Below are 13,503 nucleotides of genomic sequence, written 5' to 3'. Positions count from 1 at the left end.
AGCAAGTTGTGGCCACTAACTTTGGCACACAACTTGCTTTTTTAGTATGTGTAAGTAAAAAGAGGAGATGAAAAAGTGGACAGAGAAATTATCTTAGCTTCCCATGGTAAATTTGCTTCAGGGATACTAGATTCATTAGAGCTAATCTATGGGAAAAATCATTCTATTACTGCATTGGACTGCTATACTGATGAGAATTTTGATTTAACGGAATCAGTAAGTCAGCTGTTTATGAGGTACAAAGATAAAGAAATCATTGTTCTGACGGATCTTTTTGGCGGAAGTGTCAACAATGAATTCTTACAATATATCAATCAGGATCATGTCTATCTTGTTGCCGGATTGAATTTGCCACTCTTGATTGAGCTAGTATCTCGGTTGGACGCTGAAGTACAGACAACTGTTTTGATCCAGCAGGTGCTAACTGATTCAAAAAAAATGATCCAGTTTTGTAACGAACGGATCAATCAGGAAATAGAAGAAGATGAATTTTAGGAGGAAGAAGAATGATTGTATTGACAAGAGTTGACCATCGGTTATTACACGGACAAGTAGCTTTTTCTTGGACACAAACAATAGGTGCAGATTGTATTTTGATTGCGAATGATGATGTGCCTACTAATGAGATACGAAAGACAACGATCAAATTAGCCAAGCCGCAAGGAGTCAAACTAGTAATCAAATCCATTGATGACTCGATTGCCGCATTGAAAAGCGGGGTGACAGATAAATATAAGCTATTCATCGTAGTGGAATCAATCGAGGACGCATATAAGCTGGCAGAAGCGTATCCAGAAATCAAAACCATCAACTTAGGAGGAATCAAGGCGAAACCTGGTACTCGCAGTATTGGAAAAGCGGTGAATATTTTACCAGAAGAGGAGGAACGATTGAAAAGATTGATTGACAAACAAATAGAAGTGGAGATCCGTCAAGTACCGGCAGATAAAAAAGTGGACGTAAGGGAAGTTTTGTAAGAAAGGAAGAAACTCAATGATTGTACAAGCAGTCTTATTAGGAATCGTTGCATTTATCGCACAATCAGAATATGCATTAGGGACATCACTGCTTTCTCGTCCAATTGTGACGGGACTGTTTACAGGAATCGTGTTGGGTGATGTAAAAACTGGGATCATAATGGGCGCCACTTTGGAGTTAGCATTTATCGGATCATTCTCAGTAGGTGCTTCGATCCCCCCTGATGTGGTGACCGGAGGAATTTTAGGCACGGCTTTTGCTATCACAGCTGGAGCTGGTACGGAAACGGCACTTTTACTAGGTTTACCAATTGCTACGTTGACATTGATATTGAAAAATATTTACTTAGGTCTTTTGATTCCAATTATGAACCATAAAGCGGACAGTTATGCAGAAGAAGGAAACTATAAAGGAGTCGAGCATATGCACTTGCTTGCCGGGTTCGGTCTTTCCTTGATGCTTGGTGTTGTAGTAATGGTTTCGTATATGGTGGGAAGCAATACGATCGGGAATCTACTCAATAAGATTCCTGACTTCGTTCAGAATGGCTTGTCAGTAGCTACAGGGTTGATTCCAGCTCTTGGTTTCGCGATGCTCGCTCGCTTGCTGATTAACAAACAAGTTGCACCATACTTTTTCTTAGGTTTCGCTATAGCTTCTTACTTAAAGATTCCTGTGACCGGAGTAGCTATTTTTGGTGCAATTTTAGCCGTTGTGGTAGTCAATATCATGAATGTCCGTCAACTGCCACTTCAAACCACTGTAGGGGAGGTCGAAGAAGATGAAGAATTCTGAGAGTAAAAATAGCAAAATAACGAAAAAAGAACTGAATCATGTATTCTGGCGTTCTTTTCAAATGGAGTTTTCTTGGAACTATGAACGACAGATGAATATGGCTTATGTTTACGCAATGATTCCGATTTTGAAAAAGTTATATCAGTCGAAAGAAGAAATGGCAGCAGCTTTGAAACGGCATCTAGAGTTTTTCAACACGACCCCACATATCGTTACATTGATTTTAGGGATCACGGCTGCAATGGAGGAAGAAAATAAGGATGATCCTGAATTTGATGTGACCGCGATCGACAGTATCAAAACATCTTTGATGGGACCCCTTGCAGGGTTAGGGGATTCTTTCTTTTGGGGAACTTTGCGATTGATTGCCACAGGTGTGGGCACCTCTTTAGCCATGCAAGGAAATATTTTAGGACCTATCTTGTTCATTTTGATTTTCAATATTCCGCACATTCTGTTCCGCTATCTAGCAACAGGTTGGGGTTATCGCTTAGGAACGGGTTTTTTGAAAAAGATTCAGGCAAACGGGATGATGGAAAGTTTGACATTAGGCGCGTCTATCATTGGGTTGATGGTCGTCGGAGCAATGACTGCCACGATGATTACCATCAATATTCCTTTAAAAATCGGTTCAGGAGAAAATGCTGTGACTGTTCAAAGTATTTTTGATGATATTGTCCCAAATATCTTATGTCTGGGTGCATTTGGTGTAGTGTTTTATCTATTGAAAAAAGAAGTAAAACCATTAACGATTTTGATCGGACTAGCTTTCTTTGGGATTTTTGGTTCGTGGATAGGGATTTTTTAGAAAAGGAGCAGAGAAAATGGTTACGATGCAAGATTATATTTATGAAGAAAAGGAAGTACTAAGTACGATCTTGAAAAAGAATGATTTTTCGACAAGAAAACAAATGAAAAAAACAACGAATCTGCTGATGCTAGCAACGGGTTCTTCTTACAACGCTTGTTTAGCAGCGAAGCCGGCATTGGAATCTTATGGCGAGCTAACTGTCGATATTCAAGAACCTTTTCATTTTGCTCATTATGGAAAACTTTCTCCATCAATCGATACTGTGATTGCTGTGTCACAAAGTGGGAAAAGTGCTTCTACTGTTGAAGCAGTAAAAATGATCCAAAAACAAGAAATACCGATTATTGCTGTCACAAATGACGTACAAAGTCCACTTGCTTTAGAAGCTACACAGATTATTGATTTAGGTGCTGGGATAGAAACAGTTGGCTTCGTTACAAAAGGCTATTCTGCTACTGTCTTACAGTTACTACTCTTAGGGCTAGGAATTGGGATAAGTAAAAATAATATCAGCAAAGAAATAGAACAAAACTACATGCAACAGTTACACAAAATAATCAATCATTTACCAGTGATTATTCAAAAAACGGAAGAATTTTTTGATGAACATCAAAGTTTGTTTCGTTTAACACAACGCTTCATCACTATTGGTTATGGTCCAAACTGGGGAACAGCGAAAGAAGCAGAAACGAAATTGACGGAAACAATCCGTGTCCCGTCACAAGGATTTGAGTTAGAAGCTTACATGCATGGCCCATATCTAGAGGCTGATGCTTCCCATTTGTTGTTCTTTATTGAAGGTGACAATGAAAATAAGGAACGTTCACAAAAGTTGCGGAGATATATGAGTCAGTATGTTGGAGAGACTCTCACAATTACCACAAAAAAAGCAAGAGACGAAAAAACACTTGGATTAGCAATAGAATGTAATGAATATCTGTCTATATTAGCACTTGTCGTTCCATTTCAACTATTCGCTTATAAAATCGCAGCAGCTAAAGGAATCGACTTGAACAAAAAAATCTTTGAAGACTTTGATACAGTCTTGAAAAGTAAATTATAAGAGGTGGAAATCATGTTGAAATTCAATGAAGAAGAACAAATCAAAGCAATAAAAGGGGCACTAGCTTTACGTCCGCAAGTAGAAAAAATCATCGATAAACTTTATACGAAAAAATTCGATGCTGTCTATTATTTAGGAATCGGTGGAACGTATGCTTCTTCGATGCAAGCTGTCACTTATATGAATGGGAAAAGCAACTTGCCTGTCTTTGTACAGCATGCTGCAGAATATTACACTACTGGGAACAAAAGATTAACAAAAGATTCTATCGTTGTCGTGTCCTCTGTTACTGGGACAACCCAAGAAGTAGTGAAAGCAGTAGAAGAAATCAAGAAAGTAGGAGCGACACTGATTGGATTTATCGATAAAGCGGAGAGTAAGTTGTCTCAACTATGCGATTTTGTGGTTACTTATCCAGCTCCCGGAACAGAACAAATCAAATTTTTTATGGTAGCAGATCGATTGATGTATTTGCATGGGGAATTCGAAGATTACTCAGAGTACTATGAACAGCTCGAACATTATTTGCCAACAGGGTTAGTTGAAGCAGAGAAAAAAGCAGATGCATTTGGCTTATCATTTGCAGAAAAGCATCGACGTGATAGCATGCATTATTTTATCGGAGCAGGGAATCAATGGGGAGCTGTTTATTCATATGCCATGTGTTATTGGGAAGAACAAAGCTGGCTCCCATCGAAATCTATCCATGCTGCCGAGTTTCTTCACGGGACGTTAGAGATCGTTGAAGAAACGACCCCAGTCACTTTATTTTTAGGCGAAGATGAACAGAGAGTGTTATCTGAACGTGTAGCTAAACTTTTGCCAAAAATTTGTAGTAATTATAAATTGATAGATACAAAAGACTATCCAGTAGAAGGTATCAGCGAAAAATATCGCGGACGTGTGTTGTCTTTCTTATTGATGCATGCAGTGACACAGCGTATCGATGCACATGTCGAACAGATGAATTGTCATCCATTAGAGATACGCCGCTACTATCGTCAGTTTGATTATTAGGATCGATTGGATGAAAAGAATATAAAAAATAAAGAGAGCAGCGACAACTGCTCCCTTTATTTTTTAGTTGTTTTCCAAGTCAGTTAATGCATTACGATTTTGAACATTGACATCGATCACATTATAAAATGCGTTATCTGTGTCAGCTACATCCCAAACTGCTAAAATGACATGATACCCCAGACGATTGCTAGGAATATTGATTGTATGAGTCGGATTAGTATTAGACATATTGCCACGATTATTTACTTCACCAATGAATTCCAGGTCATTTCTATTCAATGGGGCATTTGGATTCCAACCATTTTTAGTCATGTAATAGTGCCATTTCGTCGTTGCGTGGTCAGCTGTGAAATGCCAAGTGAATCGGTTTGCCCCAGTAGTTAAGTTGTTTTTTGTCCATAACGTAGCTGTTTGTTTATCCAAAACAAAGTCACCTACTGCACCATTAGCAGAAGCAATCCGACCATTTGCAGGTCCAGCCGAAGGGAATCCTTTTGGTGCTTCTAAAGATTGGGGTTCGTTGATGATACGACCATACTTTTCAAAAGCACTTTGCCAATTATTCCTACTATCTAGAGCACCTTGATAGCCACGGCTGATAGGTTGTGAAACATAGCCATGAGCCGAGACATCTACAGAAGACAAAGCGGCGATTCCTGTTGTAGCAAGTAACATTCCTAATCCCAATAAAGTACTTTTTTTCATTTGATGATTCCTCCAGTTAGATAAAATATTTTAAGAAAGGGTTTCCTTTTCATAAGATAGTATAAAATGTATTATCTGAATGTTATTTTTTTGTATGGTATTGCAATAAAAATAAAAAACTAGAAGAATGACTATTGATAAATAGCCTTATCATTTTTATGTATAGTTTTTTTCAAAAGAGAATCTCTCAATTCAATAATCTCTTCTTTCACTTCCTCTAGTCCTAGCCATTCAAAGAAATGGATTGCTTCGTCAATTTCTTCTAGTGCTCGTTCATTGCCATCTGCTAATAGAGCTAAAGCAGTGAATGCTTTGTAACGGGCTAAGTCTAACGTATGTTTATAACGGTCACTTACTTTTTTCCATTCTCCTAAAAATAGTTTTCTAAGAAAAACAGAAGAACGATGAAAAGATAGATGTATCCCGTTCAAAAGAAAATTTGATAATAATTCGGAATAATGAGCAGTATCGACGTATGCTTTCATTTTTGTGACACTACGCTGAAAAGAATGATAAATATACTCGTCATCGAATATAAATAAACAATTGGAAAAAATAGAAAGTTCATAGTGTCCCCATGTATCGATACCTTCCAAGTACTTTTTGATAATAGAAACTTCTGTCAAAGTTTCCGAACGAGTGAGTTTTCGGTTTCCCAGATATTGATCAATTAGTATACGTTGCGTATATAGCAGGCGATAATAAATATTCCCAGTTTTTTTATATTCTTTTAGTAGTTCATTCTCTTGCTCTTTTGTTAAATATTTTGTTGTGATCAGGTAATTAGAAAGTTTTTGTTTACCTGTAAGAGTATTGTTGTTCAGCAAAAATTGATATTCTTCAAGTGTGACATTCATCCGTTCAAGGTAATCCACTAACAATTCAAAACTGATTTTTGTTCCTCTAGATTCAAAAGCAGCTAATGTCCCACGCTGAGAAAGCCCCTCTGTTAATTGAGCTTGTGTCAGTCCACGTTCTTTTCTTAGTTTTCGAATTAAAGAAGCATGTTTTATCATGTAAGTTACCTCCATACGTTTTTTATGAATATAAGATAACACAAGGCTGTTATCTAAGGACGAAAATGTCAATTATGCACTATTTTTGATAAAAAGTGCTCATTCTTTAAAAGCAATTTTTATTTATGTTGTAATAACATACAAAAAATGAAAAACAGTCGTTGTTAAAATAAACTATAGTTACCAAATATTAGGAGGTATGATGAATGAAAAAAATTTTTTGGCTGTCATTGGCAGCAATCGGCTGTTTCGCTGGAGGTGGACAAACTATATATGCTGCACAAGATTCTGCGGCATTGATGCCGGATATCTCAGAAAAGCAAATTGCTGTTGGTTATTATCATAATTGGGTACCAGAGCAAGGTGCGGGATATAGAGGTGGGAAACCAGCAGAGACAGACTTAGGAAAGATCAATCCGTTTTATAATGTCATCGCAGTATCTTTTATGAAAGGCGAAGGGATTCCTACATTTGAGCCATTTAATATGAGTGATGAAGAATTCAGAAGCAAAGTGGCTGCCCTGAATGAAGAAGGACGCTCAGTTATCATTTCTCTAGGCGGAGCGGATTCCCATATCGAATTGTATCGAGGGCAAGAACAAGCATTTGCAGATGAAGTGATTCGATTGGTAGAAACCTATGGATTTGATGGGTTAGAAATTGATTTAGAACAAAGCGCCATTACGGCAGGTGATAACCAGCAAGTGATTCCAGAAGCGTTGAAAATCGTGCGAGATCATTATAAAAAGCAAGGAAAACACTTTATTATTTCTATGGCACCTGAATTCCCTTATTTGAGAACAGCGGGAGGCTATGTCCCATATATCACTGCATTAGAAAATGAGTACGATTTTATTGCACCACAACTATATAATCAGGCGGGCGACGGATTAAGCGTGGGCGACGAATGGATTGCTCAGAACAATGACAGTCGAAAATATGATTTCTTATATGGTATGTCAAAAGCCTTGCATAACGGAGAGAGTGGATACATTCGGATACCAGCAGATCGTCTGGCTTTGGGGATTCCAGCAAATAACGATGCGGCAGCCAACGGTTATGTGCAAGATCCATCCGTTGTCTATCAAGTATTCGAACAAATGGAAAAAGAACGTACACCTTTAAAAGGTTTGATGACTTGGAGCGTGAACTGGGACGAAGGGGTAAACTCAGCTGGTATTTCTTATAATGAATCATTTGCGAAAGCTTATCAAAATCTATTTAAGGAACAAGAACCAGATACAGAGAAACCTTCTAAACCGACCAATCTTCGAGGAACAGCAACAAGTACGACGGTCACATTGTCTTGGACTGAATCAACAGATAACGTCCGTGTGTCACATTATAATATTTATGAAAACAATCGATTAGTAGGAACAAGCAACACTACGAATTATATACATACAGGTTTACAGCCAGAAACGACTTATTCTTATACGATTGAAGCTGTCGATACATCAGGAAATATTTCTGCACGTTCTGATGATTTGAACATTCGCACTCAAGAAGCAGCAGTTTTACCAGCACCTTCTATACCAAACGGGTTGAGCATCAATCATGTGACACAATCAACAGTTCGTTTGGTATGGCAAGAAAACAGCTTATTGGAAGAAGTACTTTATTATGAAATATACAGAGATGGCAAGAAGATCGCTACCTCACAAACCGCTGTATTTGAAGATCAAAATTTGACAGCTTCTACTGCGTATCGCTATCAAGTTCGTGCAGTCAATCAGACAGGCGCTTCTTTACTAAGCCAGTCTGTCACGGCAAGAACCCTAGACGAGAACGGCCAAGGAAATTCTTGGACAGTCGGTACTTTTTATCAAGTAGGAGACATAGTCACATATAATGGTATTCAATATCGTTGCGTGCAAGCGCATATTGCAGCCGCACATTGGGCACCAGATACGGCCTTCTCTTTATGGCAAAAAATAAGTTGATGATGAGGTCGTGATAGAGGCTACTTCTGTAACACCGTTTATATCAAGCGGTTGTGGAATCAGTATTTTGACCTAAATATTACAGAAACAAAACGGCAAAATAGTTTTTCATATTTTGCCGTTTTTTAATCTAATATCGAGGGTGAGCTGATTGAACACTGTGTATCAAGAAACGATAAGCCTGATGTATAACTGCATGTCACATCATTTACTCGGAATAAGGAGGATACGACTGTTATCAAAATTTCTACCATGTGTTGACTTAAACAAAGAGCGTGAGACAAAAGTGTTCTTTACTTTTGTCTCACGCTCTAAACACGTATAACCGGCGGAAGCAGAAGCAACTCCTTCGGAAATAAGCTGAAATTCACAAAAATTTGAAAAGTAATTTTCGTGAATTCCTTCTTATTTCTTAGAGTTAAACGCTTCTGTCCCAGCCTCTTCTTGTATGTAGCTTCAATTAAGGGTTGTTAGGAGAAACTTCCCAGCCTCCCAATGGTAATGGTAATGGAAACATAGTCAAACCTCCTTTCTCTTAGTGACAAATAAAGTATAACAAGTGTAAAAAGAAAAAAATTAAAATGTACGCTATTGCAACATTAAATAGATTATTTTAAGTGAAAGTCGATAAAAGAATTAAACAAACACTTAAAAACAATGGAAATTAGTCCAAACTTTAAGAAATGTATACTATAATAGAAATTATCAATTATTTATTTGGAGGAATATCCATGAAACAAAAAATCGCAGTTCTTGGTCCTGGATCATGGGGCACTGCTTTAGCACAGACATTGGCAGAAAACGGGCATGATGTCCGTATTTGGGGAAATGTACCTGAACAGATTGACGAAATCAATACGTATCATACAAACCAACATTTTTTACCTGATTTGACGATTCCAGAATCGATTATCGGATATAAAGAATTGGCAGAAGCAGTGGATGACGCAGATGCTATTTTGTTTGTCGTTCCGACAAAAGCGATCCGTTCAGTCGCTCAGGAACTTATTGGTAAAATGAATACTAAGCCCGTCATTATCCATGCAAGTAAAGGACTAGAACAAGATACGCATAAACGAATCTCAGAAGTTTTGGCTGAAGAAATTCCAGAAGAAAAACGACAGGCAATCGTCGTATTATCTGGCCCTAGTCATGCGGAAGAAGTAGCAGTTCATGATATCACAACGATTACAGCTGCAAGTATTGATCAAAAAGCAGCTGCTTATGTACAAGAATTATTCATGAATGATTATTTCAGGATTTATACAAATAATGATGTGATTGGTGTAGAAACTGGCGCAGCATTAAAAAATATCATTGCTATTGGTGCCGGTGCTATCCATGGGCTAGGGTTCGGAGACGATGCAAAAGCGGCAATCATGACTCGCGGATTAGCAGAAATTAGTCGTCTTGGTGTAGCAATGGGTGCCAATCCGCTGACGTTTATCGGTTTGAGCGGCGTTGGGGATTTGATTGTTACTTGTACAAGTGTTCATTCCCGTAATTGGCGTGCCGGTAACTTACTAGGACAAGGGCATAAACTGGAAGAAGTTTTGGAAAACATGGGAATGGTCGTTGAAGGTGTGGCAACGACAAAAGCAGCAGTCGAGCTAGCACAACAGCTAGGTGTTGAGATGCCAATTACTCAAACCATCTATAATGTTTTGTATAATGGAGAAGATATTAAAAAAGCCGCAAAAGAAATCATGCTACGTGACGGAAAAATGGAGAATGAATTTTCTCTTCGTTAAATAGATGATTAACAGGTAATCGTCGTTTAGGAGGAACAGCAAGTGAAGGTCAAAAAAGCAGTTATTCCTGCCGCTGGGCTAGGAACACGTTTTTTGCCGGCAACAAAAGCCATGGCAAAAGAAATGCTTCCAATCGTGGATAAGCCAACGATCCAATTTATTGTGGAAGAAGCATTGAATTCGGGAATTGAAGATATCTTGATCGTAACGGGAAAAGAAAAGAGACCCATCGAAGATCATTTTGATGCAAATATCGAATTGGAAAACAATTTGCGAGAAAAGGAAAAAACAGAACTACTCGCTTTAGTTGAAGAAACGACTCATGTCAATCTTCACTTCATCCGTCAATCTCATCCAAGAGGACTGGGGGATGCCGTTCTTCAAGCAAAAGCATTCATAGGGAATGAACCATTTGTTGTCATGCTCGGGGATGATTTGATGAAAGATGATATCCCACTGACTCAACAATTGATGATGGATTATGAAGAAACACAATCTTCTGCTGTTGCCGTCATGCGTGTACCAGAAAATGAAACCTCTAAATATGGAATTATTAATCCTAAAACGGATAACGAAAAGGGACGTTGCAGAGTAAATGGTTTTGTAGAAAAACCTGAACTTGGAAAAGCACCAAGCAATTTAGCCATTATCGGACGTTATCTGCTGACTCCTAAAATATTTGAGATATTAGCAACTCAAGAACCAGGAGCAGGGAACGAGATACAACTAACGGATGCGCTCCAGACCCTTAACCAAACAGAAGCGGTCTATGCGAGAGAATTTAAAGGAAAAAGATATGATGTAGGCGATAAGCTAGGATATATGAAGACAAATATTGAATATGGACTTCATCATCCGGAAATCGGTGCATCGTTAAGCGCATATATTATCCAGTTGGGCAAAGAGCTAAGAACAGAAAATTAACTGGAAATAAGTGACCTGCTGAGAATAAAAATCAAATGGGTGTTAAAGCGGCAGCTTGTGCGTCATTTGCGCAACTGTCGTTTTTATTTTTTGACGTTAAGTGAATGAAGACGAGGAAAAATGAAAGATAAAAAAAGACTTTCGTGAATATATTTAGGAAATTTTCTGCTAATGGTTTAATTTTTTTTTAAGTTACATAAAAGAAAATGATTACATAAGAGAAATGAAAGCCAATCCAGAAGATTCATAGTAGAATAAAAAGGCGAATTTTTTTAATTATAAAAAAGGTGTGTGTCCACTATGGGAAAATTAGTCGCTGTTGCGCAGTCGCTACTTGATATACTCAAGTGGCTGATGGAAGGAAGTAATTGGGTATTTGTGTTACCGCTATTGCTCATTAGTCTATTTATCATGTTCAAAATGGTCAGAAAAAAAGAAAGATTCCTGATTTTTATCTGGTATGCAGCGTCTGTTGCAGTTGCTAGCTTGATGATTGAACTGGCGTTAGGTAGTTGGGAAGCTTGCATATTTGCCTTATTTTTTGCTGTATTGTATCTGATCATTTATATTCCTTATAGGAAAAGAAAGTCTCGGATCGGAAAAAAAGGTAGACATGCCGCTACTTTTTCTAGTACAGATTCTCCAGAACAAAGCAGAAGAGCGAGAAGAAGACGGTAATATTTAGTATGTATACGCAAAAAAAGATAAAAGAATGGATAAATTATTGAGTTGAGAGATTTATTTAATTGGTGAAAAAAAACTTTTTTTACTTATTTAAAAGAATCTTTTCAAAAAGGAATGCTTGCTACATAGGGACAAGTCATTCCTTTTTTTTATGTTATTTATTTGTAAAAAAATCATACCAATGTTTTTTTGTATTTTCGTACTTGCACTTGAATAAGAGATTACTTACAATGAGTTCAGATAGAAACAGCTGAATAAAAAAAGGCTCCCTGACCCTTAGTTGGCGCTAAGAATCAGGGAATGACCAGTCACACTCATACACCCTGACCGATCATTTTGCCATAGTCAATGCAGTGCATCGACCTTATTTATTGTACCTAATCTAAGGGGAAAATTCTACCCCTATGTAGAGATTTTCTATGGTCTGCACGTTGTTTTATTTGCTATGTCAAGGTATTGGGCGTATTCGTTCAATACCTTTTTTGCGTTTGAAACAGCAAAGACCGCATGTGTTACTGTTTATCTTCTGTTTTTTATGTAGTTCCTTAGATTAGGCAGCTGTTTCTATTCATGTCAAGTATAGCTAGGCGGGAGAGAAAAATGAGTTTATGTTATTTTGACTATTATTACCAATTGGAAGAGAAATTAAGGATAGAAGAGCCGTTGATGGTTCAAGCAGGAACTTGGATTGCGAAACAAATCAATCAAGGCGGCAGATTGCAGATATATGCTAGACGCACACTAAGTGGTGTAGCATTTGAATTTTGGGATCAAACACCGGACCTTGTGCCAAGTATATTGATTGAGAACCCAGCCGGAGGTGTCTATGAAACGCTAGAAGGGGCAGGACAAGCGATTATTGATGAGCTTTCTGTCAAACCAGAAGACATTTTTCTTCTTCTTTCGAATGAAGGAAGAAATCCAGCAATCATTGAGTTGGCTCAATGGATCAAAGAAAATGGACATCCTTTGATCATTGTTACTGGGTTTGATTTGTCACGAAGCATCAAGTCCCAGCATAGCAGTGGTTTGAGATTATTTGAATTTGCTGATTTAGTTTTGGATAACCATGCCAATCTGCATGATGCAGTCTTGACTTTGCCGAATTTAGATCCAGCAATCTGTGGAACAGCCTCTCTTGCAACGATCTTTTTGCTTCAACAAGTTTTGTATTTTACAGCAAAACAGCTAGTTCAGGAAACAAGAGGAAAATAGTTTTCCACATAATGACCAAATTTTCTTTAAAAAAATGGTGTTCCACGTAAATATGGAGTGTTTGAAACGAAGAAAACGATTTTTAAAGAAGAGCAGTAATGATCATTTTTTATTTTTTTGTTATTTTAAGTTTGTTTAGTTCCAGAGGTCAGCCTTTTTTTTCGAAAGTGCGTTATTTTTATAAGTTGTTTCACAATGAGAAAAAAAGAGCTACAAAAATATGTAATACTAGATAGATAAAAAAATAGCGGAAAAAGAGACAAGAAAGAATCCGAATGGATTCTTTCTTGTCTCTTAATACACGTTGATGAAAGAGTCTTCCCCAAAACTCTTTACAACGTAATTATAGTACATTTGTTATCATTATTGCAATGAAGTTTACCTGATATAACAAAATTGTCGAAGAATATTCCTTTTTCTAATAGAAAGAAAATATACAAAAAATGAAAGATATGAGATGGATATTTATTATTATTTTTTGTTTTTTTGCAATGAAATACAATTTATTCACGATTATAAAATGAAAAAATCAGGACGGGATTTCCGCTAATCTAAAAATAAAAAAAGAATTTTAAGGAAAAACAGAGAAATAAAATAC

General features: G+C 37.4%; 13 protein-coding genes. 11 read left to right on the top strand and 2 right to left on the bottom strand.

From position 1 onward, the window contains the following. Nucleotides 1–75: 75 nt before the first annotated feature. Genes AC1F25_RS07620 through AC1F25_RS07595 form a run of 6 tightly spaced genes read left to right on the top strand, consistent with a single transcriptional unit; the run spans nt 76 to nt 4,664 of the window. The gene (locus AC1F25_RS07620) at nt 76–495 is read left to right on the top strand and encodes a PTS sugar transporter subunit IIA (RefSeq protein ID WP_002291050.1); all 420 of its coding nucleotides are present in this window, start codon (nt 76–78) and stop codon (nt 493–495) included. 11 nt (nt 496–506) lie between these two features. Continuing rightward, nucleotides 507–977 (top strand): PTS sugar transporter subunit IIB, encoded by a 471-nt coding sequence (locus AC1F25_RS07615; protein WP_002287114.1) that lies wholly within the window; start codon nt 507–509, stop codon nt 975–977. A 16-nt stretch (nt 978–993) separates the two neighbouring features. Further along, complete coding sequence (locus AC1F25_RS07610) at nt 994–1,773, top strand: PTS mannose/fructose/sorbose/N-acetylgalactosamine transporter subunit IIC (protein ID WP_002291049.1); 780 nt, start codon at nt 994–996, stop codon at nt 1,771–1,773. Then, nucleotides 1,760–2,581 (top strand): PTS system mannose/fructose/sorbose family transporter subunit IID, encoded by an 822-nt coding sequence (locus AC1F25_RS07605; RefSeq protein WP_002291048.1) that lies wholly within the window; start codon nt 1,760–1,762, stop codon nt 2,579–2,581. The genes AC1F25_RS07610 and AC1F25_RS07605 overlap by 14 nt, the downstream gene beginning before the upstream one ends. A 16-nt stretch (nt 2,582–2,597) precedes the next feature. Then, nucleotides 2,598–3,647 (top strand): SIS domain-containing protein, encoded by a 1,050-nt coding sequence (locus tag AC1F25_RS07600; RefSeq protein ID WP_002310157.1) that lies wholly within the window; start codon nt 2,598–2,600, stop codon nt 3,645–3,647. Nucleotides 3,648–3,659: 12 nt separating this feature from the next. After that, the gene (locus AC1F25_RS07595; protein WP_479994015.1) at nt 3,660–4,664 is read left to right on the top strand and encodes an SIS domain-containing protein; all 1,005 of its coding nucleotides are present in this window, start codon (nt 3,660–3,662) and stop codon (nt 4,662–4,664) included. A gap of 63 nt (nt 4,665–4,727) precedes the next feature. On the opposite strand, the gene AC1F25_RS07590 is transcribed toward AC1F25_RS07595, so the two are convergent. Both AC1F25_RS07590 and AC1F25_RS07585 read right to left on the bottom strand, forming a co-directional pair. Next, nucleotides 4,728–5,372 (bottom strand): lytic polysaccharide monooxygenase auxiliary activity family 9 protein, encoded by a 645-nt coding sequence (locus AC1F25_RS07590; RefSeq protein WP_002335193.1) that lies wholly within the window; start codon nt 5,370–5,372, stop codon nt 4,728–4,730. A gap of 131 nt (nt 5,373–5,503) precedes the next feature. Then, nucleotides 5,504–6,388, bottom strand: a complete 885-nt coding sequence (locus AC1F25_RS07585) for an Rgg family transcriptional regulator (RefSeq protein ID WP_002310160.1) — start codon at nt 6,386–6,388, stop codon at nt 5,504–5,506. Between the two features lie 206 nt (nt 6,389–6,594). Between AC1F25_RS07585 and AC1F25_RS07580 the strand changes: the two genes are divergently transcribed. From AC1F25_RS07580 to AC1F25_RS07560, 5 genes are all read left to right on the top strand, one after another. Continuing rightward, entirely contained in the window at nt 6,595–8,331 is a 1,737-nt protein-coding gene (locus AC1F25_RS07580) for a fibronectin type III domain-containing protein (protein ID WP_479994014.1), read from the top strand. Between the two features lie 731 nt (nt 8,332–9,062). Further along, entirely contained in the window at nt 9,063–10,082 is a 1,020-nt protein-coding gene (locus AC1F25_RS07575) for an NAD(P)H-dependent glycerol-3-phosphate dehydrogenase (RefSeq protein WP_002291040.1), read from the top strand. A 42-nt stretch (nt 10,083–10,124) separates the two neighbouring features. Next, nucleotides 10,125–11,006: a UTP--glucose-1-phosphate uridylyltransferase GalU gene (gene galU / locus AC1F25_RS07570; RefSeq protein WP_002291038.1), complete on the top strand. Its 882-nt coding sequence runs from the start codon at nt 10,125–10,127 to the stop codon at nt 11,004–11,006. Between the two features lie 300 nt (nt 11,007–11,306). Continuing rightward, nucleotides 11,307–11,684, top strand: coding sequence for a hypothetical protein (locus AC1F25_RS07565; protein WP_002291036.1), 378 nt, complete (start codon nt 11,307–11,309; stop codon nt 11,682–11,684). Nucleotides 11,685–12,290: 606 nt separating this feature from the next. Beyond that, nucleotides 12,291–12,905: an SIS domain-containing protein gene (locus AC1F25_RS07560; RefSeq protein ID WP_479994013.1), complete on the top strand. Its 615-nt coding sequence runs from the start codon at nt 12,291–12,293 to the stop codon at nt 12,903–12,905. The last annotated feature ends 598 nt before the right edge of the window (nt 12,906–13,503 follow it).

The sequence above is a fragment of the Enterococcus sp. M-BR2 genome (assembly GCF_056612775.1).
Note: the sequence above shows the minus strand (reverse complement) of the source record. Positions and strands in the feature narration are given on the sequence as shown.